27 protein-coding genes are annotated in these 24200 nt (G+C 63.4%); 11 read left to right on the top strand and 16 right to left on the bottom strand.

What is annotated here, in order from left to right; all coding sequences use genetic code 11:
* Positions 1-39: 39 nt before the first annotated feature.
* The 3 genes from EOC94_RS19315 to EOC94_RS19305 all read left to right on the top strand — a co-directional run bounded on the left by EOC94_RS19315 (position 40) and on the right by EOC94_RS19305 (position 3145).
* A complete protein-coding gene (locus EOC94_RS19315) occupies positions 40-1710 on the top strand; it encodes a nitrite/sulfite reductase (RefSeq protein WP_127292686.1) in 1671 nt (556 codons plus the stop codon).
* Complete coding sequence (locus tag EOC94_RS19310; protein WP_126104874.1) at positions 1685-2449, top strand: phosphoadenylyl-sulfate reductase; 765 nt, start codon at positions 1685-1687, stop codon at positions 2447-2449. The genes EOC94_RS19315 and EOC94_RS19310 overlap by 26 nt, the downstream gene beginning before the upstream one ends.
* Positions 2450-2608: 159 nt before the next feature.
* Entirely contained in the window at positions 2609-3145 is a 537-nt protein-coding gene (locus EOC94_RS19305) for a DUF934 domain-containing protein (protein WP_127292683.1), read from the top strand.
* Between the two features lie 202 nt (positions 3146-3347).
* Here EOC94_RS19305 and EOC94_RS19300 read toward each other — a convergent pair whose 3' ends face one another.
* Together EOC94_RS19300 and EOC94_RS19295 are read right to left on the bottom strand one after the other, a co-directional pair.
* A complete protein-coding gene (locus tag EOC94_RS19300; RefSeq protein ID WP_095488368.1) occupies positions 3348-4370 on the bottom strand; it encodes a fatty acid desaturase in 1023 nt (340 codons plus the stop codon).
* A gap of 147 nt (positions 4371-4517) precedes the next feature.
* Complete coding sequence (locus EOC94_RS19295) at positions 4518-4754, bottom strand: hypothetical protein (RefSeq protein WP_095488370.1); 237 nt, start codon at positions 4752-4754, stop codon at positions 4518-4520.
* Between the two features lie 238 nt (positions 4755-4992).
* On the opposite strand from EOC94_RS19295, the gene grpE reads away from it, so the two are divergent.
* Positions 4993-5628, top strand: coding sequence for a nucleotide exchange factor GrpE (gene grpE, locus EOC94_RS19290; protein ID WP_095488372.1), 636 nt, complete (start codon positions 4993-4995; stop codon positions 5626-5628).
* Between the two features lie 141 nt (positions 5629-5769).
* Here the strand turns inward: grpE and EOC94_RS19285 are convergent, their stop codons facing one another.
* From EOC94_RS19285 to EOC94_RS19255, 7 genes are all read right to left on the bottom strand, one after another.
* Entirely contained in the window at positions 5770-6645 is an 876-nt protein-coding gene (locus tag EOC94_RS19285) for a GNAT family N-acetyltransferase (RefSeq protein WP_185928282.1), read from the bottom strand.
* A 177-nt stretch (positions 6646-6822) separates the two neighbouring features.
* Positions 6823-9111: a PAS domain-containing hybrid sensor histidine kinase/response regulator gene (locus EOC94_RS19280; protein WP_127292677.1), complete on the bottom strand. Its 2289-nt coding sequence runs from the start codon at positions 9109-9111 to the stop codon at positions 6823-6825.
* Between the two features lie 110 nt (positions 9112-9221).
* On the bottom strand, positions 9222-10211 hold the full coding sequence (locus EOC94_RS19275; protein ID WP_127292674.1) for an MDR family oxidoreductase: 990 nt from the start codon (positions 10209-10211) through the stop codon (positions 9222-9224).
* A gap of 52 nt (positions 10212-10263) precedes the next feature.
* On the bottom strand, positions 10264-10764 hold the full coding sequence (gene lspA / locus EOC94_RS19270) for a signal peptidase II (protein WP_127292876.1): 501 nt from the start codon (positions 10762-10764) through the stop codon (positions 10264-10266).
* Between the two features lie 8 nt (positions 10765-10772).
* Positions 10773-11630: an RNA methyltransferase gene (locus tag EOC94_RS19265; RefSeq protein ID WP_127292671.1), complete on the bottom strand. Its 858-nt coding sequence runs from the start codon at positions 11628-11630 to the stop codon at positions 10773-10775.
* Between the two features lie 2 nt (positions 11631-11632).
* The gene (locus EOC94_RS19260) at positions 11633-12676 is read right to left on the bottom strand and encodes a class I SAM-dependent rRNA methyltransferase (RefSeq protein WP_127292669.1); all 1044 of its coding nucleotides are present in this window, start codon (positions 12674-12676) and stop codon (positions 11633-11635) included.
* An 89-nt stretch (positions 12677-12765) separates the two neighbouring features.
* Positions 12766-13248 carry a DUF1772 domain-containing protein gene (locus EOC94_RS19255; protein ID WP_127292666.1) on the bottom strand — a complete coding sequence of 161 codons (483 nt, stop codon included), beginning with the start codon at positions 13246-13248 and terminating at the stop codon, positions 12766-12768.
* Positions 13249-13434: 186 nt separating this feature from the next.
* Here EOC94_RS19255 and bluB point away from each other — a divergent pair, with 186 nt between their 5' ends.
* The gene (gene bluB, locus EOC94_RS19250) at positions 13435-14070 is read left to right on the top strand and encodes a 5,6-dimethylbenzimidazole synthase (protein ID WP_127292663.1); all 636 of its coding nucleotides are present in this window, start codon (positions 13435-13437) and stop codon (positions 14068-14070) included.
* Positions 14071-14172: 102 nt separating this feature from the next.
* The gene (ndk, locus tag EOC94_RS19245; RefSeq protein ID WP_095483228.1) at positions 14173-14595 is read left to right on the top strand and encodes a nucleoside-diphosphate kinase; all 423 of its coding nucleotides are present in this window, start codon (positions 14173-14175) and stop codon (positions 14593-14595) included.
* Between the two features lie 146 nt (positions 14596-14741).
* On the opposite strand, the gene EOC94_RS19240 is transcribed toward ndk, so the two are convergent.
* Entirely contained in the window at positions 14742-15503 is a 762-nt protein-coding gene (locus EOC94_RS19240; RefSeq protein WP_095483308.1) for a YbaY family lipoprotein, read from the bottom strand.
* A 283-nt stretch (positions 15504-15786) separates the two neighbouring features.
* Between EOC94_RS19240 and EOC94_RS19235 the strand changes: the two genes are divergently transcribed.
* The 4 genes from EOC94_RS19235 to EOC94_RS19220 are packed head-to-tail and all read left to right on the top strand — an operon-like array spanning position 15787 to position 18360.
* Positions 15787-16110, top strand: a complete 324-nt coding sequence (locus EOC94_RS19235; protein ID WP_095483227.1) for a DUF2282 domain-containing protein — start codon at positions 15787-15789, stop codon at positions 16108-16110.
* 33 nt (positions 16111-16143) lie between these two features.
* Positions 16144-17073, top strand: a complete 930-nt coding sequence (locus EOC94_RS19230; protein WP_127205911.1) for a DUF692 domain-containing protein — start codon at positions 16144-16146, stop codon at positions 17071-17073.
* Positions 17060-17860, top strand: coding sequence for a DNA-binding domain-containing protein (locus EOC94_RS19225; RefSeq protein WP_127292660.1), 801 nt, complete (start codon positions 17060-17062; stop codon positions 17858-17860). The genes EOC94_RS19230 and EOC94_RS19225 overlap by 14 nt, the downstream gene beginning before the upstream one ends.
* 2 nt (positions 17861-17862) lie before the next feature.
* Positions 17863-18360: a DoxX family protein gene (locus tag EOC94_RS19220; RefSeq protein ID WP_127292658.1), complete on the top strand. Its 498-nt coding sequence runs from the start codon at positions 17863-17865 to the stop codon at positions 18358-18360.
* Positions 18361-18394: 34 nt separating this feature from the next.
* Here the strand turns inward: EOC94_RS19220 and EOC94_RS19215 are convergent, their stop codons facing one another.
* From EOC94_RS19215 to EOC94_RS19195, 5 genes are all read right to left on the bottom strand, one after another.
* Positions 18395-18883: a molybdenum cofactor biosynthesis protein MoaE gene (locus tag EOC94_RS19215; RefSeq protein ID WP_127292873.1), complete on the bottom strand. Its 489-nt coding sequence runs from the start codon at positions 18881-18883 to the stop codon at positions 18395-18397.
* A gap of 1 nt (position 18884) precedes the next feature.
* Entirely contained in the window at positions 18885-19142 is a 258-nt protein-coding gene (moaD, locus tag EOC94_RS19210) for a molybdopterin converting factor subunit 1 (protein ID WP_127292655.1), read from the bottom strand.
* Position 19143: 1 nt separating this feature from the next.
* The gene (gene pgsA, locus EOC94_RS19205) at positions 19144-19740 is read right to left on the bottom strand and encodes a CDP-diacylglycerol--glycerol-3-phosphate 3-phosphatidyltransferase (RefSeq protein WP_126107108.1); all 597 of its coding nucleotides are present in this window, start codon (positions 19738-19740) and stop codon (positions 19144-19146) included.
* Between the two features lie 97 nt (positions 19741-19837).
* Positions 19838-21928, bottom strand: a complete 2091-nt coding sequence (gene uvrC / locus EOC94_RS19200) for an excinuclease ABC subunit UvrC (protein ID WP_127292653.1) — start codon at positions 21926-21928, stop codon at positions 19838-19840.
* Entirely contained in the window at positions 21925-22701 is a 777-nt protein-coding gene (locus EOC94_RS19195; protein ID WP_126107110.1) for an SDR family oxidoreductase, read from the bottom strand. Before EOC94_RS19195 ends, uvrC begins: the two co-directional genes overlap by 4 nt.
* Positions 22702-23107: 406 nt before the next feature.
* Here EOC94_RS19195 and EOC94_RS19190 point away from each other — a divergent pair, with 406 nt between their 5' ends.
* Positions 23108-23758: an outer membrane protein gene (locus tag EOC94_RS19190; RefSeq protein WP_126107111.1), complete on the top strand. Its 651-nt coding sequence runs from the start codon at positions 23108-23110 to the stop codon at positions 23756-23758.
* Positions 23759-23853: 95 nt separating this feature from the next.
* Here EOC94_RS19190 and EOC94_RS34350 read toward each other — a convergent pair whose 3' ends face one another.
* Positions 23854-24171: a Pr6Pr family membrane protein gene (locus EOC94_RS34350; protein ID WP_210212088.1), complete on the bottom strand. Its 318-nt coding sequence runs from the start codon at positions 24169-24171 to the stop codon at positions 23854-23856.
* Positions 24172-24200 lie beyond the last annotated feature (29 nt).

Below are 24200 nucleotides of genomic sequence, written 5' to 3'. Positions count from 1 at the left end.
CATTGATGAAACGGGCGGACGCGCCCGGAAAGACCAGACATGTACCGTTACGATGAGTTCGATCACGATTTCGTCCAGGCCCGCGTCGCCGAGTTCAGCGACCAGGTCGCGCGGCGGCTTGCCGGTGAGATCACCGAGGATCAGTTCCGGCCGCTGAGGTTGATGAATGGCGTTTACCTGCAATTGCACGCCTACATGCTGCGCATCGCGGTGCCTTACGGCACGCTGAACAGCAAGCAGCTGCGCATGCTCGGCCATATCGCCCGCAAATACGACAAGGGCTACGGCCATTTCACGACGCGCCAGAACATCCAGTTCAACTGGCCGGCGCTGTCGGATATTCCGGCGATCCTGGCCGATCTGGCGAGCGTCGAGATGCACGCCATCCAGACCAGTGGCAATTGCATCCGCAACGTCACCGCCGACCATTTCGCCGGCGCCGCCGCCGACGAAGTCGCCGATCCGCGCCCCTATGCGGAAATCCTGCGCCAATGGTCGTCGGTTCATCCGGAGTTCTCGTTCCTGCCGAGAAAATTCAAGATCGCGGTGACCGGCGCCGAGCGCGACCGCGCCGCCATCCAGACGCATGACATCGGCCTGCATTTGAAGAAGAACGCGGCCGGCGAACTCGGTTTCGCCGTCTATGTCGGCGGTGGCCAGGGCCGCACGCCGATGATCGCCAAGAAAATCCGCGACTTCCTGCCCGAGGCCGACCTTCTGTCCTACTGCACAGCGATCCTGCGCGTTTACAACCTCTACGGCCGCCGCGATAACAAATACAAGGCGCGCATCAAGATCCTCGTCCACGAAACCGGGGTCGAGGAGATCACCCGCCAGGTCGAGGCCGAATGGCAGGAGCTGAAGGATGCGGACCTGAAGCTGCCGGAAGCCGACATTCGCGCCATCGATGCCTATTTCGCGCCGCCGGCGCTGACGGACCGGCCGGAAGGCGACGAGGCGGTCAAGCTTGCCCGCCTCGATTCCAAGAGCTTTTCGGAATGGCTCGACCAGAACGTGGTGACCCACCGCCATCCCGATTATGCCGCCGTCACCATCTCGCTCAAGGGCATCGGCGAAGCGCCGGGCGATGCCTCCGACAGCCAGATGGAAGCGATCGCCGACCTTGCCGAAAAGTACGCCTTCGACGAGCTGCGCGTCAGCCACGAGCAGAATCTGATCCTGCCGCATGTTGCGCGCGCCGACCTCAAGGCGGTCTATGACGCTCTGGTCGACATCGGACTGGCGACGGCCAATTCAAACCTGATCACCGACATCATCTCCTGCCCTGGCCTCGATTATTGCGCGTTGGCCACGGCGCGTTCCATTCCGGTGGCACAGGAAATCTCGCTTCGTTTCGCTTCGCTTGAGCGGCAGCGCGAGATCGGTGAATTGAAGCTGAAGATTTCCGGCTGCATCAACGCCTGCGGCCATCACCATGTCGGCCATATCGGCATCCTCGGCGTCGAGAAGAAGGGCGCCGAACTCTATCAGGTCACGCTCGGCGGCTCGGCCGACGAGAATACCTCGGTCGGCGAGATCATCGGCCGAGGCTTCTCGTCGGCAGAGATCACCGACGCCATCGAGCAGATCGTCGAGACCTATCTCGGCCTCCGGCTCGACAGAAACGAAAAATTCATCGACGCCTACCGTCGTGTCGGTCCCGCGCCGTTCAAGGAGGCGCTCTATGCTGGCGAAGCCAAGGCCGCTTGATCGTATCGTCGACGTAGAGGCCGGCATCGCTGCCGAAGCGGCGGGGCTCGATGCGCTCTATGGTCATCTGAAGCCGCTGGAGATCATCGAGCGGTCGGCCCAGGAATTCTTTCACGGTGAAATCGCCGCGGTTTCCTCCTTCGGCGCCGATTCAGCCGTGCTGCTGCACATGATCGCCAAGATCGACCGGACGCTGCCGATCATCTTCCTCGACACCGGCAAGCACTTCGAGGAGACGCTCGGCTATCGCGACGCGCTCGTTGCCGATTTCGGGCTGACCGATATAAGGGTGATCACGCCCGAAGAAGCGGCGCTCGAACGGATCGATCCGACCGGCAATCTGAACGAGACCGACACCGACGCCTGCTGCGATGTCCGTAAGGTCGAACCGCTGGCGCGCGGCGTTGAGCCGTTCCGCGCCTGGTTCACCGGCCGCAAGCGTTTTCAGGCGACGACGCGGGCGGCGCTTCCGGTGTTCGAGGCGGTCGGCTCGCGCATCCGCATCAATCCGCTGGCGCATTGGACGACCGCTGACCAGGCCAACTACATGCGCGCCCATGCGCTGCGCGAAAACCCGCTGGTCGCCTATGGCTATCTCTCGATCGGCTGCTTCCCGTGCACGCAGCCGGTGCAGCCGGGTGAGGACGCGCGCAGCGGCCGCTGGGCAGGGCATGCCAAGACCGAGTGCGGCATCCATCTGTCGGGGCTGGAGAAGTCACTGACCGACGCGTCGCTTTAGGGTATATTGATATTCAGCCGGCCTGCGAACGGCAGGTTCCTGCGCTTCGGTGCTGACGTATCCAGAGTGCGCGCCGCTCCGGTTCTCGGAAGCCTCCATCCCCGGCCCGGACCTGAATCTCAGTCCACCCTAGGATTTTTTGGACTTTAGGATTTTTTGATGACTGAACCGACGCCGGTGACCGTTACCCGCCTCTGGACCCCGAAGGGTTTTCGCGAGGACGAGTGGACCCATGCGGAAAGTGCCGACGCACTGTCCGGCAATGGCCGCTTCATCCTGCCGCTGCAGGTGTTTCTCGACCTCGACCCGGTGGTGCGCCGGTCGGCGAAGGAACGCATCGGCGTGCTGCTTCAGCCCGGCGACCAGCTCGAAAAGATCGCCGACCTGCTCGACCAGACATCGCTGGTGGCGTTGGCCTTCCCGGCTTTCAGTGACGGCCGGTCTTTCTCCAAGGGCGAATTGCTGCGCAGCCGCCACCGTTTCGAGGGCGCGGTCCGCGCCACCGGGCAGGTTCTGGTCGATCAGCTACCGCATATGCTGCGCCTCGGCTTCGATGAGTTCGAGGTGTCGCATCCGGTGCTCTTGAAAAGGCTCGAGGCCGGCCGCACTGGCGGCCTGCCTCTGCACTATCAGCCGACCGAGAAGCCGGAGGCCAAAGGCCCCAAATATTCCTGGCGGCGCGTGCGCGCCGACTGATCGCCTGCGCCGGCCACGGCGAGATCCTGACGCGCGACGAACGCAAAGCGGCTTGAGTCGGCTCTTGGAAAACCGCCGCACTTAGAGCGGTTCAGCTTTTGATAGAATCGCCGAACCGCTCTAAGTATTTATTTTTACGCAATTCCGGACGGAAAACCGCTACGCACTTTTCCTGGAATTGCTCTAGGTGCGGCTGCGCGTTTTATGCAGTCATCCGCGCTTCGCGAAACGACACCAGCTTGCTGCGGCTCTCATCCCACAGTGCGAGCTTGACGCAGCGCAGGCTGTCGAGAAGCGTGACGCGGCCGATTTCGCGCAGTTCCGGATAGTCCCTCAGGACCTCCTGGAGCCGGTAGCACGGCACCTTGGCGGAGAGGTGATGCACGTGATGGACGCCGATATTGCCGGTGAACCAGTTCAGCACCGGCGGCAGGTCATAGTAGGACGAGCCGTGCAGCGCCGCATGCTGGAATTCCCATTCGGAATCCTTCGCCCACTCGGTCTCTTCGAACTGGTGCTGGACGTAGAACAGCCAGATGCCGGCGGAACCGGCGAGGACGACGATGGGCAAATGGACAACCAGGAACGCTTCGAGGCCGACGAACCAAATGAGGGCAGCGGCGGCAACCGCGATGGCCACATTGGTGGCCATTGAGGAAACCCAGGGCGTGAGGCCGCCTCGCATCATGCCGACCGGCAGTCGCTGCTCAAAGATGAAAAGCCAAATCGGGCCGAGGCCGAACATGACCAGCGGATGGCGATAGAGACGATAGGCAAGGCGGCCCCGCCAGGACATTTGCCGGTATTCGGCAACAGTCAGCGTCCTGATGTCGCCCGTGCCGCGCTCATCGAGATTGCCGGCGCTGGCGTGATGGGTTGCGTGGGCGCGTCGCCAGCAATCGTAGGGGGTCAAGGTCAGGATGCCCAGCCCGCGGCCGATCCAGTCGTCGGCAGTGCGGTTGGCGAAGAAGGAGCCGTGGCCGCAATCATGCTGGATCATGAAGATCCGCACCAGAAAGCCGGCGGCCGGTAGGATGAGGATCAGACCCCACCAATGACCATGGGCATAGGCAGCCGTGGACAGGGCCCACAGCGTGGCAAAGGGGATAAGTGTGATGGCAAGTTCGACGGCGCTGCGCCGCCTGTCAGGCGTCTTGTAGCGCGCCAGGATCTTCAACCAGGCACGTTTGCTGTTCGCCACAGCTTCGGGGGAAATCATGTTCATCAGGAAGCATAGACGGACCATACCGTCGCCGCAAGGCAGGGATCACGCCAAGTTACTGCGCGTAATTGTCGCGCGACGCGCAAGAGGCTGCATGTGGAAGGGCATGCTTGGTTCCGACGGCACGCGACGACAGGCGAATGTGCTCGTCTACCGCCGGCGGCCACCGGCGGCTACGCTGCTCTCGATACCGTCCAGGCGGTCGAGCAATTCCTTGAAACGATCGGGAATATCGTTCTCCATCCGAAACGCCGGCAACGCACGCAGAAAGCCCATCGTTGCCTCGGTGCCGAACTGGCGCCTGATGCCGGCCGCGAGCCTTTCACGTCTTTCATCATTATTGCGGTCGCCATTCTTGTTGCGGTCGCCGTTGTTGCGGGTCGTCATCTCAAAATCCTGTGTCGGCTTCGAAACTCTTCCAGCAGACGAATGGTTCCCCCATCGCAGCATCTTGGCAAGCAAAGCTAGCGGTTACAGTAAAATTTGAATTAATATCGAAAGGTCTTCATGATGCGTCGTCAAAGCGCGAGCGGCCTCTCCAGTATCGCTTGCCCCTTGATTTTTGGCCGCCAAACCTCGATATCGGGCACAAAATCCACATCATTCGAAATGACGGGAAACGGCGATGAGCGACCAGGCAAAAGACGAACGCGCGCCCGATGAAGCCGAGACGGTCGGGGCTGCCACCGAACACACGGAAGGCAGCGTCGACGGCGACTACGAAGCGCTTGTGCGGCTATTGAAGGAAAACGACGAGTTGAAGGACCGCGCGCTCCGCGTCGCGGCCGAGATGGAGAATCTGCGCCGCCGTACCGCCCGCGACGTGCACGACGCGCGTGCCTATGCCGTTGCCAATTTCGCCCGTGACATGCTGTCGGTATCGGACAATCTGCGCCGCGCGCTGGACGCGATCCCAGCTGAGACCAAGGCGTCGGGCGATGCCGGCTTCAAGGCGCTGATCGAGGGCGTCGAGCTCACCGAGCGCGCCATGCTGTCGGCGCTGGAGCGGCACGGCGTGAAGAAGCTCGAGCCGGAAGGCGAGAAATTCGACCCGAATTTCCACCAGGCGATGTTCGAGGTGCCCAATCCAGAGGTGCCGGCCAACACGGTGGTCCAAGTCGTGCAGCCAGGCTATTCGATCGGTGAGCGGGTGCTGCGGCCGGCCATGGTCGGCGTTGCCAAGGGCGGCCCCAAGCATGTGGCTGGTGAAGCGCCGGTCGAGCCAGGGCCGGTGAATGAGCAGGCTGAGAAGGATGCTTAAATTAGACTAGGGGAGTAGGGGAATAGGGCAGTACGGGAGTAGGGAATAACGCTACGCACGGCAAAGTAGAGCAATTGCCTACTCCGGCCGTTGCCTTCTCTCCCCCTACTCCCCTACTGCCTTATTCTCCTACTGCCCTACTCAGGCCGCGAAGCGCTGGGCTTCCCCGCCATAATAGCTGACGTAGCGGGCGCCGATCTCCTTGACCGGCATCACCACGAACACGTCGACCGTCGAGAATTCGCGGTCGATGACGCAGCCGTCGCCGATGCGCGCTCCGACGCGCAGATATCCCTTGACCAGCGGTGGCATAGCCGCGATCGCGGCCTTGGCGTTGACCGCCTCGATCGGCATTAAATCCATGGAACAGTAGCGGCCGGCGACCGCGCGCACGTCCCAGGCCGAGTTCGTCCGGCAATGATGGGCGAGATAGGTCAGCGCTTCGGCGTGCGCCGCCGGCACGGTGCCTTGGAATGAGGCGCAACCGGTCATCACGCCGATGCCGTAATGGTTGATATAGGCCCAAATGCCTTGCCAGAGCGCCTCGATGGTGCGCTTCGAGCGGTATTCCGGCAAGACGCAGGAGCGACCGAGCTCGAGGAAACGCTGGCCGGGGTGACGGGCGATAAGATTGGTCAGCTCGAATTCGCCCTCGGAATAGAAGCCGCCGGCCGCTGCCGCGATTTCCTGCCGCAGCAGGCGGTACGTGCCGACAATGCGGCGGTGCTCGGGACCCGACAGCGAGGTGTCGAAGACGAGCAAATGATCACAAAGCGGATCGAAATGATCAGCATCGCGGCGGTCCTGCGCCTGGAACAGGTTCTTCCTGGCGCCAAGCTCGTCGTAGAAAACCCGGTAGCGCACTTCCTGCGCGGCAGCGACCTCGGCCTCGTTGCGGGCGAGCCGCACTTCGAGGTTGCCTATGCGGCCGAGCGCTTCGCCTTTTATGACGGCATCGACGTTCCGCCCGGTGAGCAAAGCACCGCTGGCGTTCGGCCGAGCGTCACATTCCGGCATAACTGTATGCACGAGTGATTCTCCTTCGAGCCATCCCTCTTGGCACGGGGATACGGTGTAGGTGCAACAGGATTGTGACAGTACCGTGATACGGCGTTGCCGGCAATACTTCGTCGGCTGGGTAATCCTTCAACCGGCTATGTTACGCCGGGAAACTTGGTACGACAGCTCGGCGGATCACGCCGCCACCTGGCCTTCGACCGCATGGACAAGCGCGTCGGGGTCGAGCGGCTTGGTGACGAAGCCGCTGGCGCCATGGGCAAGCACGGCGTGGCGGGTCTTTTCCTGACTATCCGCCGACAGCACCATGATCGGAACCGGCGGCACGGCGGTTTCCTCCTCGTGGCGGCGGATTGCGGCGATGGCGTCCAGCCCGTCCATGACAGGCATGTGCAGGTCCATCAGCACCACGTCGAAGCGGTGCTTGTGGCCGGTGCCAGTGACGGCCTCGACGGCGGCCTTGCCGTTGCCGACCACTTTCACGCGGTGCCCGGCCTTCAGCAGCGTGGCCCGGGCAAGCATGGCGTTGATGTCGTTGTCCTCGGCGATCAGCACGGACAGGCCCTGCCGGCGGCCGGCGATGGCGCGGACGGATGGCGCGCCGCGCTTTTCCGCCTGTGGCTGGGTGAGGGCGGGTACGCTGCTGGTCAAAAGCACGCGCAGCAACGTCTCGCCACGCACCGGCCTTGCCAGGAAGGTGGAGTAGCCGCTGGCGCGGAACTCGCCCAACATGCCGCGATCGGTCGGTGCGATCAGCGTGATCGCCTCGCAATCGGCAAAGCCGCTCTGGCGAAGGCGCTTGAGCAACCTGCCGTCGCTGTCCTCCATGGCCGCGTCGACCAGAAGCACGTCGCAGCCTTCGGCGAAGGGTTCTGCCTGGGCGGCGGTCGCGGCCAGATCGACCATGCCGCCATTGGCGCGGATGGTGCGAGCGATGGCGTCGGCCTCGATGGCGTTCTTCGACAGGATCACGGCGCGCCGGCCAGACAGCGCATTCTGGCGCATCTGCGGTGCTTCGATGGCCGATATTACGGGGATTTCGAAAACGAATTCGGAACCTTGGCCAAGCCGGCTCGACACCGAAATCGTGCCGCCCATGGCGGTCACCAGGCGCTTGGAGATGGCAAGACCGAGACCGGCGCCACCATGCGCGCGGGTTGACGAGCCATCGACCTGTTCGAATTCCTCGAAAATGCGCTCCAGGTCGTCCTCGCCGAGGCCGGGACCGGTGTCGGTGACGCTGAAGCGTATGCGATCGGTGGTTTCGGTGCGGGCACGGGCGACGGTCACCAGCACGCCGCCGCTGTCGGTGAACTTGATGGCATTGCCGATCAGGTTGAGCAGCACCTGCCTGACTCTTCCCGGATCGGCTGATATCATTTGCGGCACGTCGGGCTCGACATGGCAGCCAACGCCGATATTCTTGGCGAAGGCGCGCGCCGCTAGGAGCTCGATGATGTTGTCGGCGATCTCGCGCACGGACATTGGCTGCGGTTCGGGATCGAAGCGGCCAGCCTCGATCTTGGAATAGTCGAGCAGATCCTCGATCAGCGCCAGCAGCGCGCTGGCCGAGGTCGATACGGCGCCGACATAGGTCCGTTGTTCAGGCGAGAGATTGGTGTCCGCCAGCAGCCTGGCCATGCCCATGATGCCGTTCATCGGCGTGCGGATCTCGTGGCTGACGGTGGCGAGGAAGCGCGATTTGGCCTGGCTCGCATATTCGGCTCGCTCACGGGCGGTGATCAGCGACGATTCTGCGTGCTTGCGGGCGGTAATGTCGCGGGCGATGGCGCGATGCGAGACGGCGCCGCTCTCCTTGTCGCGCACGGACAGTTCGATCCATGAGAACCAGCGCGGGCCGCTCGGCATGTTAATGGCGACGTCGGTGGAACTCAGGCATTCGTGGTCGGAAAAGGCGGCATCGGGAACGATGCCGACGTCGATGCCGAGCTCGGCCAGAGTCCTGCCGGCAAGGTCGCGCTGGTCGCTTCCGACAAGATCGGCGAAAACCTTGTTGGCATAGACGATGTGGCCGTCACGGTCGCGGTGGACGACGAGATCGCCAAGCGCGTCGATCAGCCCGCGAAAGCGTTCCTCGCTCTCCTGCATCTCCCACATGCGGTCGGCCAGGGTCTCGACCTCGGCGCGGCTGCGAGCTGCGGTCTCGCCAAGGAGGGCAACGGTGCGGCGCTCCGTGCGCCTGGCACGCAAATGCACGGCAAGACCGGCCATGCCAGTCGCCAAAAGGCCGACGGTGATGAAGATCGGCGCTCCGGTCAGATGCGACAGGCCTGCCAGCACGACTATGGCGACGAGCGTCAGGAACGGCAGGCCTTCACGATTGGCAGTGGGCAGTTCGGGCGCCAGTGGCGGCGCTGCAATATGCTGCCGCTTTGGCGCCTCCGGGCCGATCCCATCGACCCTTTCGGCGCTCTCCGTTTCTCTGATGCCGGATTCCGTGACCATGCGAAATCCTTGCCAGACAGAGATTATGGAAAATTGCGGCCGATCGTTCGAATTTTATCGGTCGCGCGGTTTTTGCCTTCCTTTCTTGCAAAAACGGCAGACGACGGAACTCACATGTCCACCACCACGCGGCCACGGATCTTGCCGTCGACGATGTCGTGCGCGGCGTCGATGATGCCGTCGAAGCCAATGGTCGTGGACAGGCTGGCGAGTTTCTGGAGGTCGAGGTCAGTGCCGATGCGGCGCCACGCCTCCATGCGGACCGCTTTTGGCGCCATCACCGAATCGATGCCGAGCAGACAAACGCCGCGCAGGATGAACGGGGCGACGCTCGCCGGCAGATCCATGCCGCCGGCCAGGCCGCAGGCGGCGACGGCGCCGCCATAGGAGGTCATCGAAAGGACGTTGGCCAGCGTATGACTGCCGACCGCATCGACGCCGCCGGCCCAGCGTTCCTTGGCGAGCGGCTTTGCCGGCTGGGCAAGCTCTTCGCGCGAAATCACTTCCGCAGCACCCAGGTCGATCAGATAGGGGCTTTCAGCGCTGCGGCCGGTCGAGGCGATAACGTGATAGCCGAGGCTGGACAGGATCGAGACCGCGACCGAGCCGACGCCGCCGGCCGCGCCCGTCACCACCACCGGGCCGCGATCGGGCACGATTCCGTGCCGTTCCAGAGCGATGACGCAAAGCATGGCGGTGTAGCCGGCGGTGCCGATCGCCATGGCATCATGCGGGCTCATGCCCTGAGGCAGCGGCACCAGCCAGTCGCCCTTGACACGGGCGCGCTCGGCATAGGCGCCAAAATGCGTTTCGCCGACGCCCCAGCCGTTCAATATGACCTTGTCCCCCTTGCGCCAGTCGGCATGGGAGGACGAGATGACGGTGCCGGCGAAATCGATGCCCGGCACCAGCGGCCAACGGCGGATCACCGGGGCCTTGCCTGATATGGCGAGGCCATCCTTATAGTTCACCGTCGTCGCCTCGACGGCGACGGTGACATCGCCTTCCATCAGGTCGGCTTCGGTGAGGTCGGTCACCGCGACCGACTGTTTCTTCTCGGCGTCGCGCGAAACGAGGATGGCTTTGAAGGTTTCGGGCATGTCTTCTCCTCGGGCTTTTCGAATGGGCACTGTATGGCCGCAGAAGGCCAGGTCAATCGCTTGAGGGCTTGGCTTCGTGCCGCCAACCGATGAGTTCGTCGAAGACGACCAGCACCGCGCCGACCGCGATAAAAGCGTCGGCGAGGTTGAAGATGGCGAAGGACCACACCGGGGTGTGGAACAGGATGTAGTCGATCACGTGACCGTAGGTAGCGCGGTCGAACAGATTGCCGAGCGCGCCGCCGACGATCAGCGCAAAGCCGATGCGGGTCAGCACGTGGCCGGGCGGAGTGCGGGAGGCGAGATAGAGCACGAATGCGACGACGAAAGCGGCGATGACCACCAGGCCGGTGTCACCGAAGGACGAAAACATCGAGAAGGCAATGCCGGTGTTGTAGGTGCGATACAATGCCAGGAACGGCACAAGATCGACCTTTTCCTGAAAGGCGAGGCCGGTCTCGACCAGGTATTTCACCCACTGGTCGAGTGCTATCGCGGCGGCGACCAGCAGGACGTAGGGGAACCATGATTTTGCTGTTTGCGATTTCACCATTTGGGATGTCACGGTTTGGCGTCCTCCGGGGCAAGTTTCAGCGCGCCGCGCCGGATCTCGAACAGCATGACGCCGGTGGCCACCGCGAGATTGAGCGAATCGGCGCGGCCGGCCTGTGGAATCCGCAGCAACCTGTCGCAGCTTTCGGCCAGGCTGTCGGGCAGGCCGTGCTGTTCGTTGCCCATCATCAGCAGCACCGGGCCTTTGGAAAAATCGACCGAACGGTAGTCAACGGCACCCTTCAAATGCGTGCCGGCAACGAGGCCAGGAAAGCTTTTTCGCCACGCGAGGAAGGTTTCCGGCGTCGCCTTGGCGACCGGCACCGCGAAGATCGAGCCCATGGTGGCGCGCACGGTTTCGACGGAAAAAGGATCGGTGGTCTCGCCGACCAGGATGATGCCCTTGGCGCCGACGGCATCGACGGTGCGGATGACGGTGCCGAGATTGCCGGGATCGCGCACGCGATCGAGCGCCACCCAGACATCGCCGTCTTGAGCGCGGATGTCTTTCAGCGGCAGGAACTTCTGCGAAAAGACGCCGACCACCATTTGCGGGTTGTCGCGACGGGTGATGGCGACGAGCACTTTTTCCGAAACTTCGAGCACGGTGCCGCCGGCGGCGACCGTGCGCGCCGCGACCTTTTCGACAGCCGCATTGCCGCGTCCGGCCTTGGCGAAGACCAGCGTCCGGATCGACCAGCCGAGGTCGAGCGCGTCGATGACCAGCTTCAGCCCCTCGGCCATGAAGGCGTTCTGCTGGTCGCGGAATTTCTTCAGCGCCAGCGCCTTGATGTCCTTGACCAGCGGGTTGGCGAGGCTGGTGACCTCTTTCACCTGTCCGGGCGCGCCTGCATGCCGCTCGCTCATTGTCAGGCCACCCAGCGCGAGAACAGCGAGGTCGACAGCGCCCGGCCGGCGGATTTCTCGCGGATGATCAGCTCGCCGGATTCGACCGTGCCGCCCATGCCTGCGAAAGTGTCGCGCATCAAGGCATGGATGGCGAAGAAGGAAGCGCGGATCGAATAGGCGGTCAGCACCACAGCAATCGGCTTCGGCGTCAGGATCGAGCGGCAGAGGTCGGTCAGATCAGGCAGATCCTCGAACAACTGCCAGACCTCGCCCTTGGGGCCACGGCCATAGGCGGGCGGATCGAACAGGACGATGTCGTAGCGGCTGCCGCGGCGCTCCTCTCGCTCAGCGAATTTCATGGCATCGTCGACGATCCAGCGGATCGGCTTTTGCGACAGGCCCGCCATCTCCTGGTTCTCCCTGGCCCAGCCGATCGCCTTCTTGGACGCATCGACATGGGTCACCTCGGCGCCGGCACGCGCCGCCACCAGTGAGGCAAGGCCGGTATAGCCGAACAGATTCAGCACCTTGACCGGTCGCTTCGCCGCCGCGATCAGCCCGGCCATGTGGTCCCAGTGCGAGGCCTGCTCGGGGAACACGCCGACATGGCGAAACGAGGTGAAGCGGCCGAGATAATCGATGCCGTCATGCTTCATCGGCCAGGTCTCGCCGAGCGGCGTCCTCGGGAAGCGCCAGCGGCCGATGCCTTCCTCGTCGGTGTCGCCGGTGAAAATGGCGTCGACGCGGTCCCAGTCCTTGGCCGGCAACGCTTTTTGCCAGATCGCCTGGCCTTCGGGCCGGACGATGCGATAGGGCCCGTACTGCTCGAGCTTTTGCCCGGCGCCGCTGTCGAGCAGCGCATAATCGGCGTTGGGCGCCACTTCGAGGATCAGCGGCAGGTGTTCGACCGGCAGGGCGCCGTCGCGGCGCGAAAGGACGCGCGGCGTGGGCTTCGGAACAGACCGGTCGTCCGGTTTTGTGCCGGTTCCGCGCGGCTGTTCCGCCCCGCCCTTTGCGGGCTGATGCGAGCGGCTGTCGCGGCGTTTGTCGCGAAAAGGTTTCAAAAAGAGCATCTCCGGGGCGACTTGGCCCGCTTCTGCCACAGCACATTCACCGGTGCAACAAACGCGGTCGCTGGAGATTTCCGAAACGATCAGCCGCGCTTGATCCAAAGCAGGGCGATAACCAACGATACGAAACCGACGGCCTTGAAGCCGGCGACGACCATATGGCCGGTTTCCCAGCGCAGCCGGATCGCTTCGAAGTTTTCCGGGATCGGTCCAGGCACCCAGGTGGCTAAAACATCGTTAGCCGGTTTGACGAGAGCGGACCACGTCGCAAGAGACACAGCAAAGAGCACGGCGGCGGCCAAGGCGAACCAGAACGCCGGACGGTCGTTGCGCAGCATCCATGCGAGAAGTGCCGGGCAGGCGATCGCTGCCACATCAAGCGGCGCGCCAATCACGGCAAACAGCTGGAACTGGGCGTTGAAGACAGTCGTCTCGCGCCAGAGAGAAGGCGGCCACTTCAGCCGAGGAGCCGATTCCAGGACATGGGCGAAGGATGGTCCAAGGCTGAGCGCCGCGACGACAGCGGCCAAGATGGACCAGAACAACAGGAACCCGCGTATCTCCATAACGTCCGAACAACGGCGTGACGCCGGAGACGTTCCCGTCCGAACGGGAGTAGGGGAGTAGGGGAGTAGGGGAGTAGGTATGCGCGTCGCCGTGACTTCCCTTACTACCTTACTACCTTACTGCCTTACTGCCCTATTCCCCTACTCCCCTATTCCCCTACTCCCTCCCAAAGGCAACACGACACCATGACGTCAGGCCCGCAATTCCCGGACGATTTTCGCGCCCAGCTGGTCGACCTCTTCCGGTGGCGGCGGGACGTCAGGCGATTCAAGCCGACGCCGCTTCCCGAAGGCGCGCTGGAGCGGCTGCTTGATGTTGCCAGCATTGCGCCCTCGGTCGGGCTGAGCCAGCCCTGGCGTTTCGTCATGGTCGAGAGTGCGGAATGCCGTGCCGCCGTCAGGGCCTGCTTTGAGCGCTGCAATGCGGAGGCGCTCGCATCGTTCGGCGGCGAACGCGCCGCGCTCTATGCGCGCCTGAAGCTCGCCGGGCTGAACGAGGCGCCTTGTCAATTCGCGGTTTTCGCCGATCGCGCGACAGAACAGGGGCATGGCCTCGGCCGCCTGACCATGCCCGCGACCATCGAGTATTCGGCGGTGATGGCGATCCATACCTTTTGGCTGGCGGCGCGCGCCGAAGGAATAGGCATGGGATGGGTCTCGATCCTCGATCCGGCCGAGATGGCGACGATCCTCGACGCGCCGCCCGAGTGGACGCTGATCGGCTACTTCTGCGTCGGCTACCCCTGCGAGAACCACAGCGTGCCGGAGCTGGAACGGGAGGGCTGGGAGGTCCGGCGCGCTTCGACCATCATAACGCGCTGACTGAGCACCTCCCCTGTCGAGCACCTCCCCTTGGCAACAAGCCGGGCGGCTTGTATAGAGCCCGCCACCCTCAATTCCATTCTCCATCACAAGGACGACCCCATGGCGCTCGAACGCACATTTTCCATGATCAAGCCGGACGCGACCCGGCGCAATCTCACCGGCGCCATCACCCAGATGCTCGAAGAAGCCGGCCTGCGCGTCGTCGCCTCGCGCCGGGTGTGGATGAGCCGCCGCGAGGCGGAAGGTTTTTATGCCGTCCACAAGGAGCGGCCGTTCTTCGGCGAGCTGGTCGAGTCCATGTCGTCGGGCCCGACCGTCGTGCAGGTGCTGGAAGGCGAGAACGCCATTGCCAAAAACCGCGACGTGATGGGCGCCACCAACCCGGCCAACGCCGCCGAAGGCACCATCCGCAAGGTGCACGCGCTGTCGATCGGCGAGAATTCGGTACACGGCTCCGACGCGCCGGAAACCGCCGCGCAGGAAATCAAATACTGGTTCTCGGACACCGAGATCGTCGGCTGAGCTGATAGTCCAGATCAACATGTCATATGAAAAAAGGCCAGCGCAATGCTGGCCTTTTTTCGTTGCGGCGATCCAGCACCGGAGGCAGGGGCCGACACCTCCAACTGCGCATGATGCTCAAAAACCGAAACCGGTTTTTTGAGCGATCAGGTCGCGGCATTGAAGCGCAGGATGACGCGATCGTCCTTGTCGACGATGATGAGCTTGCCGGCGTCGACGTGATATGATGCCGCCTTGGCCAGCGCCTCGAACAGCGCCTTTTCCTCGGCCATGACGTCGGACGCGCAGGCCTTAAAGGTCGAACCGATGTCACTGATGGCGATGGTCGAACCATCGACTTTTGCGGTGGCGAAGTAGACGTTGCAAGGGCCGCTGCCGCCGGCCTTGCCGGCCTCGTCGATCCTGAACGTCGCCTGCGGCTCGGCGATCACACCAATGCCGTCGATATATTCGATCAGCCAGCTCTGCCCGAATACCGGGGCCGATGCCGGTTTTTCGCTCACCATCTTCAGCATGATGGTCTGCGGCGCGTTGCTCAGCGGATCGACCTGGTGGCGCGTATCGGAGATGAACAACAGCCTGTCGTCGACGGTGATGCGCGCCTGCAGCGCATAGGTCATGCCAGGCCGGATCACCTGGGGATCAAAGCTGATCTCGAACTTGATCGGCACCTGGCCGGCCGGCGCGACCTTATGCTCGCCGATGACAGTGGCTGGCGCATCGGCGAGCGAGACATCGGCAAGCTGCACGGAAAGCACGGCGTTGGGCGGCAGCGCGATGCGCTCGCGATACATCACCTCGCCCTTCAGGGTCCTCTCGGCAGCAACGGACAACTCAGGCACCACCAGTATACCAACGACCAGCGGCATGACACCGAAGATGAAGAACTCGGCGATCCTGCCCAGCATGATCCTGCTCCCCATAGCGCACCAAACTGGTCGGAAGGTCTCGCAGGATTGCGGTGGTTCCGTGGCGCCCACACGGACTATTCGCACGACGGTGCGTTCCGGCGGCTTGCGGGCTTGTCGTCGGTCTCTTTTGGCGTGACCGGCAAAATTTTGCTTGAGCCAGGCCCCTCGCGATCACGAAGTCGTGTTCCCAAAAAGATGTAACACAGCGAGCCTCGGGACCGAACTGACCAATGCGCGCTTGAGGAACGGCGCGCTCAACAACCCAACCGGAGGTGAAATCATGTCAACAAGATCAACCGTGAGCGCGGCATTTCTGGCCGGCGCCGTTGCCACGGCTCTTGCTTCTTTTGCGACAGCCGCGCCGCTGTCCGAGGCAGAGGTCAAGGCAGCGATGGATGCCGGCAAGGAGAAGTGCTTTGGCGTCGCCCTGAAGGGGCAGAACGACTGCGCAGCAGGACCTGGCACGACCTGCCAAGGCACCTCGACTGTCGATTACCAGGGCAACGCCTGGAAGTTTGTCGATGGCGGCACCTGCACGACGATGGACCTGCCCGGCGACCGCAAGGGCTCGCCCACGGAGCTGACCCGCGACATCCCGTCCTAAGCAATGCAACCTGCCCGGAAAGCGGAGACGAAGATGTACGGTCTGGCCATTCACCCAGCGTCGCGCATGTCGAAAACCTCGCGCTTTCCGGCGCACCGGGTCGCCGGCCTTGCCGGCACCAGTTTCAAGCATGAACATCTACCCGCGATCCTCGGCGACGACCCAAAAGACGGTTTCTTCGAGGTCCACGCCGAAAACTACATGGGCGCCGGCGGCCCGCCGCACGATGCGCTGACCAAGATCCGCCGCGACTATCCCGTTTCACTGCACGGGGTGTGCATGTCGATTGGCGGACCGCGGCCGCTCGACAAAGCCCATCTCGGTCGTTTCACGGCGCTCGTCGACCGCTATGAGCCGGCGCTCGTTTCCGAGCATCTCGCCTGGTCGACCCACGACACCACCTATTACAACGACCTGCTTCCCCTGCCCTATACGCCGGCAACGGTTTTGCGCGTGGCGGATCACATCGACGAAGTGCAGGAGGCGATCGGCCGCCCGATCCTGCTCGAGAACCCCTCGACCTACGTCCTTTTCCCGGAAGCGACGATGAGCGAGACGGATTTCATCCGCGAGCTGATGCGGCGTACCGGTTGCGGCTTGCTGCTCGACATCAACAACGTCTTCGTTTCGGCCACCAATCACGGCTACTCAGCCCTTTCCTACCTCGCGGATTTCCCGCTCGATCATGTCGGCGAAATCCATCTGGCCGGGCACGCCGAGCAGGAGGATGACGAGGGCGATCTGCTGCTCATCGACAGCCATGACGGCCCGGTCGCCGACGCGGTCTGGACGCTTTTCGATATCGTTATCGGCCGATGCGGGCCGCTGCCGACGCTGATCGAATGGGACAGCGACATTCCCGATTGGCCGGTGCTCAAGGCGGAAGCCGCCGCCGCCCAAGCGATCCTCGATCGTCATGCCGACAGCCATTGTATATTCGGAAAAGCCCATGCCGCAGGATGAGCTCCAATCGGGCGATCTCGGCCGCCGGTTCGACTATGCCGCGGCATTCACCGCCGGTTTGTTCGATCCTGATTGTGTCCCGCCTGACGCTGTCTCGGGGCCGAACGGGAAGGCTGCGGTCAAGCGATATGCGGTCCACCGCAACAACGTCACGGTCAGCCTGATCGATGCGCTGGCCGCCAGTTTTCCAGCGACGCTGCGCATCACCGGCCCGGACTTCTTTCGCGCGATGGCGCGCTTTCATGTCCGCGAAACGCCACCCACCTCGCCGCTTCTGTTCGAATACGGCCGCGACTTTCCCGATTTCATCGAGCGCTATGAATACGCGCAGTCGATGCCGTGGCTGGCCGATGTGGCGCGCCTGGAGCGGGGTTGGCTCGATGCCTATCATGCCGCTGACGCGGAACCGTTGGCTTCCGGAGCGCTGGCGTCGATCCCGCCCGAACGACTGGCCGATACCGTGTTCATGCCGCACCCGGCAACGCGCGCCATATGCTCGCGCTATCCGGTCGTGACGATCTTTGCGACAAACCGGAGCGACGGTCCTGTCGGGCGGATCGAGGCGGGCGGCCCGGAAGATGCGCTGGTCACGCGGCCCGGCCTCGAAGTCTATGTTCGCCACCTGCCGCCCGGCGGCGCAGTTTTCTTGGATCGTCTCATGACGGGCGAGCCGCTCGGCGCGGCGGCCGCGGCGGCATTTGCGGAGCGTGCCGAATTCGATCTTTCCGCCAACATTGCCGGACTGCTGCAAGCGGGCGCCTTCACAGCGGCACACCAGGGAGGATGACCATGACGAACCATGGGCAGAACGCCAGCACCGAGCCGCGAGGGATCGCCGCCCTCGTCGAGACGGTGAATAGAGCCCTTCGCACGAGTGCCACGCCGTCGCTGACGCAGCTCGTCCTGCGTTGCGCACTCGCCGTCCCGTTCTGGCGGTCCGGCATCAACAAATGGGACGGTGTTTTGCAGTTGAATGACGTCGCAGTGCTGCTTTTCAGCTCGGAACTCAAGCTGCATCTGCCCGGCGGCCCTTACGATTTTCCTGCACCTGGGCTGGTGGCATTCGTCTCAGGATCTGCTGAAATCCTGCTGCCAATTCTCCTCGTTCTCGGCCTGGCGACACGACTGGCTGCATTCGGGCTGCTGCTGATGACGCTGGTCATACAGCTCGCCGTGCCGGACGGCTGGCCGCTGCACATCACCTGGGCGGCGATGGCGCTTGGCATCATGGCGTGGGGACCCGGCCGGATTGCGCTCGATCACTGGATCGGCGCCGACAAGGGCTGATGGGCTTCCACGCCTCTGGCGGTGACGCGAAGCATCAATTTCGTTTCGGCACGGCCTGCTTCCAGCGGCTTGCGGCCTCGTCGTCGGCCTCCTTGGCGTCGACCCAGCCGCCTTGCGAGCCATCGGTATGGTGTTCCTTCTTCCAGAACGGCGCGCGCGATTTCAGGTAATCCATCAGGAAATTTGCCGCCTCGAACGCCGCCTGCCGGTGCGCGGAGGCTGCGACCACCAGCACGATGTTCTCGCCGGGCGCGATCCTGCCATGGCGATGGATGGCGGTGAGGCCCTGCAACGGCCACCGGGCGACCGCCTCGGTGGCGATGCGGCCGATCTCGGCCTCGGCCATGCCGGGATAATGCTCGAGCTCGAGTGCCGCGAGCCTGCCCGCTTCATCGCGGCAGAGACCCGAGAAAGTCACCACGGCGCCGATGTCGGCGCGGCCTTGCGTCATCTTGGCGATCTCGGCGGCGACATCGAAATCCTCCGCCTGGATGCGCACCGTCGGCACCACCGCGCCAGGCATTTCAGCCACCCGTCATCGGCGGGAACAGCGCGATCTCGCGCGCGCCTGATATCTTCTCGCGGTGCTCGACATGTTCCTGGTTGATGGCGACGCGGATCACATCGGGATATTGCAGCGCGTTCTCGTACTCCTCGCCGCGCGATTTCAGCCAGCGCAGCAGGTCGGCCACGGTCTCGATGCTGGCGGGCAATTCGACATCCTCTTCCGGCTTGCCGATGCGCTCGCGCACCCAGGCGAAATAAATGAGCTTCGTCGACATCCTACTCGTCCATGATGTGCTTGAGGCCGGCGCGGAAATAGTCGTAGCCGGTATAAAGCGTGACTAAGGCGGCGATCCACAACAGCACCAGCCCGGTCTGCGTGGTCAGCGGGAAGATCTTGTCGCCGGCAGGTCCCGCCAGCAGGAAGGCGATGGCGACCATCTGGATGGCGGTCTTCCACTTTGCCAGCTGCGTCACCGGCACCGAGACCTTCAGCGCCGCCAGATATTCGCGCAGGCCCGAGACCAGGATCTCGCGGCACAGGATAATGATCGCCGCCCACAGCGACCAGCCGGCGATGCCGGCATGGCTATCGGTGTCGGCCGCCAGCAGCAGCAGGCAAGTGGCGACCAGCAATTTGTCGGCGATCGGATCGAGCATCTTGCCGATATTCGAGGTCTGCTGCCAGGCGCGCGCCAGATAGCCGTCCAAATAGTCGGTGATCGAGGCCAGCAGGAAAATGATCAGCGCCGACCAGCGGGCGAAGTCGCTCGACTTCAGATGCCCTTCGAGAAAAAAACACAGCACAACCAGCGGCACCGCAAGGATGCGGGCGTAGGTGAGCATGTTGGGCAGGTTGAATGCGCGCTGGGCCATATTTTTGGGAACTCTTTCTGCCTGCGTACTCAAATCAGAAGCGAATGTGGGGGGTCAACAGGCGATAGTCGATGGACCAACCGAAAATAGCAATCCATCAACTCTCGTGAAAATGGTTGTAGACCAGCTTCGCCACCTGCTCGGATATACCATCGACCTTGACCAAATCCTCGATCGCGGCGCGGCTAACCGCCTTGGCAGTGCCGAAATGCATGAGCAGCGCGCGCTTGCGGCCGGGGCCGATGCCGCTGATCTCGTCGAGCGGGCTCTTGACCATCTCCTTCTTGCGGCGGGCGCGGTGCGAGCCGATGGCGAAGCGGTGGACCTCGTCCCGCAGCCGCTGGACGAAATAGAGCACTGGATCGCGCACTGGGAGCGAAAACGAATCCCTGCCCCTGACGAAGAAGCGTTCGCGGCCGGCGTCACGGTCCTGTCCCTTGGCGATGCCGATTGCCACGACACGGTCCTCGATGCCGAGATCGACGAGCACTTTTCGCACCGCCGTCATCTGGCCCTGGCCGCCGTCGATGAGGATGACGTCGGGCCAGGCCGGGAAACCGCCGGTGTCCTCGATGTCGTCCTCCTGTTCACTCGGGACGGCGTCGTCCGCCGGCAGTTCGCTCTGCGGCACATCGCCATGTTCCTTCAGCAGCCGCGAAAAGCGCCGCTCCATCACCTCGCGCATCATGCCGAAATCGTCTCCCGGCGTGATCTCGGTCGAGCGGATGTTGAATTTCCGGTACTGGTTCTTGACGAAGCCTTCCGGCCCGGCGACGACCATGGCGCCGACGGCGTTAGTGCCCATGATGTGCGAGTTGTCGTAGACCTCGATGCGCGCCGGCGGCTTTTTCAGGCCGAAGGTCTCGGCGAAGCCAGTGAGCAGCCGCCCTTGCGTCGAGGTTTCGGCCAGTCGGCGGCCGAGCGCCTCGCGGGCATTCTGCAGTGCGTTGTCAGTCAAATCCTTCTTCTCGCCGCGCTGCGGCACCGAGATCGCCACCTTGCGACCCGCGCGGGTGGAGAGAGCCTCCGCCAGCAATTCCTGGTCCTCGACACCATGCGACAACAGGATGGCGCGCGGCGTCGGCTTGTCATCATAGAATTGCGCCAGGAACGAGCCCAGCACTTCCGATCCCTCCAGCGCCGGATCGGCCTTGGGGAAATAGGCGCGGTTGCCCCAGTTCTGGCCGGTGCGGAAGAAGAACACCTGGATGCAGACCTGGCCGCCTTCCTGGTGGATGGCGAAGACATCGGCCTCGTCAACGGTCTGCGGGTTGATGCCTTGGTGGCTCTGCACATGCGACAGCGCCGCCAGCCGGTCGCGATAGATGGCGGCCCTCTCGAAATCGAGATTTTCCGAGGCCTGCTGCATGGCGGCGGAGATATCGGTCTTCACCTTCTGGCTGCGGCCGGAGAGGAAGTCCTTCGCCTCGGCGACCAGCCTGGCATAGTCGCCATGCGAGATCTCGCCGGTGCACGGGCCGGCGCAGCGCTTGATCTGGAACAGCAGGCAAGGCCGGGTGCGGTTCTCGTAGAAGGAGTTGGTGCAGCTCCTGAGCAGGAAGGCGCGCTGCAGCGAATTGATGGTGCGGCCGACCGCGCCGGCCGAGGCGAAGGGGCCGAAATAGTCGCCCTTGCGCGAACGCGCGCCGCGATGCTTGTAGATGCCGGGCGAGACATGATCGCCGGTCAGCAGGATATAGGGGAACGACTTGTCGTCCCGCATCAGAACATTGAAGCGCGGCCGCAAGCGCTTGATAAGGTTGGCTTCCAACAGCAGCGCTTCGATCTCGGTGCGGGTGACGACGAATTCCATCGTCGACGTCTCGCGCACCATCCGGCCGATGCGGCTGGTGTGGAAACGGCCTTGCGCGTAATTGGTCACCCGTTTCTTCAGGCTGCGGGCTTTGCCGACGTAGAGCACGTCGCCTGCGGCATTCATCATGCGGTAGACGCCGGGCGCGTTGGGCAGCCGTTTGACCAGTGTCTGGATGACTTCGGCGCCGACCATGCCGTCGGCATCGCCGGCATGCGGCGTCCAATCGATGGCGGTGAAGGCGACATCCGGGCCGCCGGAACCGGGAGCTGACGGCTCGACGCTCTCCTCCGTCGCCTCGTCCTCGATGTCGATATCGGGGGGCAGGTCGTCGGCGGCGCTGCCTCGTTTGTGTTTCTGGTCCATGGGACTCATTCGACAATGCCTGTCACATCCGGCGTCTGCCATGCAAGGTGCTGGCCGCCGTCGAGCGCTATCATCTGGCCGGTGACCGAGCGCGCGCCCCAGAGATAGCGGATGGTGGCGCCGAATTCAGGCAATTCCGGGCCGCGCTTCAGGATCAGGCCGTCGACCTGAGCGGCAAAATCGCTGTCGTCCTGGCGTGCGCTCTTCAGCGTCGGGCCGGGGCCGATGGCGTTGACGCGAATACGAGGTCCCAGCGCCTGCGCCATCATCTGCGTCTGCGTCCACAATGTCGATTTCGACAGCGCATAGGAGAAATAGCGTGGCGTCGGGCGCCAGACGCGCTGGTCGATCATATTGACGATCAGCCCTTCCTGGCCTTCCGGCAGCGCGCGGGCGAACTTTTGCGCCAAAAGTGCCGGCGCCTTCACATGGATGGCGAAGTGACGGTCCCAGGCAAGCCAGTCGAAGTCCTGAACCGTATCGTCCACGAACAGCGAGGCATTGTTGACCAGCAGTGTAACAGGTCCGAGCGCGGCTTCGGCGCGGCCGACCAGGTCGCCGACCGCGGCCATATCGGTCAGGTCGGCGGCGACCACAGCGGCGCGGCCATCCTGGCCAAAATGGCCGCCATTGATCCGCGCGGCCAGCGCTTCCGCCTCGGCCCGCGAGCGGTTGCAATGGATGGCGACGGCAAAACCGTTCGCGGCAAGATCCTCGACGATAGCCTTGCCGATCCGCTTGCCCCCGCCCGTCACCAGTGCCGTTCCAGCGGCCTTGCTCATCCTGTCAATCCTCAATGGCCTCGATTTCAGCCCGACGGCGAAATATGGCCGGCCAAGCGTTAAATGCCGTTCGTACCTTGGGCAGCATTGTGGCAAAGCGGCCGGATCGGTCTTTCGCAACTGGCCGGGACTTGGCCGCCAGACCGCAATATAGGGTGCTGGACTCCTTGCTCCAAGCCGTGTTCAGCGCAGCATTGCAAAGCCTCCTGACACCATCTGTTGCGCAGATGCAACGTCAAAGTTCGGCCTCATTCGTGCCCGGTAATGACCCAAGTTCAGGTTCGCTTCAGCCGTATTTCGACACGACATTCGGAACCGTTGAGCGCCAGATCCGTTTATCCCCCCGGCGGGTTGAGGGCGCTCGTGAAAAGCAAGCCTGTGCCTGTGGCTTAAGGAGTAAAGAACAATGCAAGCCAATCTTAAATTTGCGCGACCGCTGGCGGTGGCGTTCGGGCTTTTCGCCCTCGGCGGAACCGCCTATGCTGCTGACGTGATCTCGGAAGAGCCGCCGGCACCCGCCCCGATCGCCGAACTTCCCGTCGCGTCTTGGGCTGGTCCCTATGCCGGTGTGAGCGTCGGCTACGGCTTCAGCGGCCATGCCGATGCCACGGATGTCGGCGTCGACGTCGGCACCGATGGATTCGTCGGCGGCGTCTTCGGCGGCTATCAGTGGCAGCAGGAGAACTTCGTGTACGGTGCTGAAGCCGATATCGGCTATAGCGGCATCGAGGGCGACGATGCTGGCATCGAGGCTAAAGGCGGCTTCGAAGGCTCGCTGCGCGCCCGCCTCGGCTACGCCGTCACCCCGGAGATCCTGCTCTACGGCACCGCCGGCGGCGCGCTGAAGAACCAGGAGATCGAAGCCGGTGGCGTCAGCGACGAAAACACCATGCTCGGCTGGACGGCCGGCGTCGGCACCGACATCAAGATCACCGACAATGTGTTCGGCCGTGTCGAGTATCGCTACACCGACTTCGGCGACAAGGACTTTGACGGTGTTGGCAAGGTCAAGTCCAGCGACAACCGCGTCACCTTCGGCGTCGGTATGAAGTTCTAAGTCGTCCAAGCCACGACACGAAAAAGCCGGGCCTCGTGCCCGGCTTTTTTTGTGCCCGGCGCCTGCCTGTCGGTACAGCCTGCGTGATCTCAAGTTCAGCGTCGAGCCAGCACCCTGTCGACCAGAACCAGGGCTTCGGCTGCTGCGACAAAACCGAGAGCGATCACGACGGCATTTGACATCGCCCCGACCCAGCCATTCGCGGACACATCTATGAACGGGTAAGCGTATTTCCCTTCAGCGGCGCCACGAGCCAGGGCATAGGCTAGATACACCAGGGGATAGAGCGCCCAGAGAAGCGGATCGCGCCACGAGAGCGTCCCCTTTCGCGTGAACAGCAGCCAGAACAATACGACAAGAACAGGGTTGAGCTGATGGAGCAGAAAGTTTGCTTCAGCGGTGGCGCCAGCCAAGGTGCGCAGCCCTTGGAGCAGCAACGCGA

The organism is Mesorhizobium sp. M6A.T.Ce.TU.016.01.1.1 (genome assembly GCF_003997065.1).
Taxonomy (GTDB): Bacteria; Pseudomonadota; Alphaproteobacteria; order Rhizobiales; family Rhizobiaceae; genus Mesorhizobium; species Mesorhizobium mediterraneum.
Note: the sequence above shows the minus strand (reverse complement) of the source record. Positions and strands in the feature narration are given on the sequence as shown.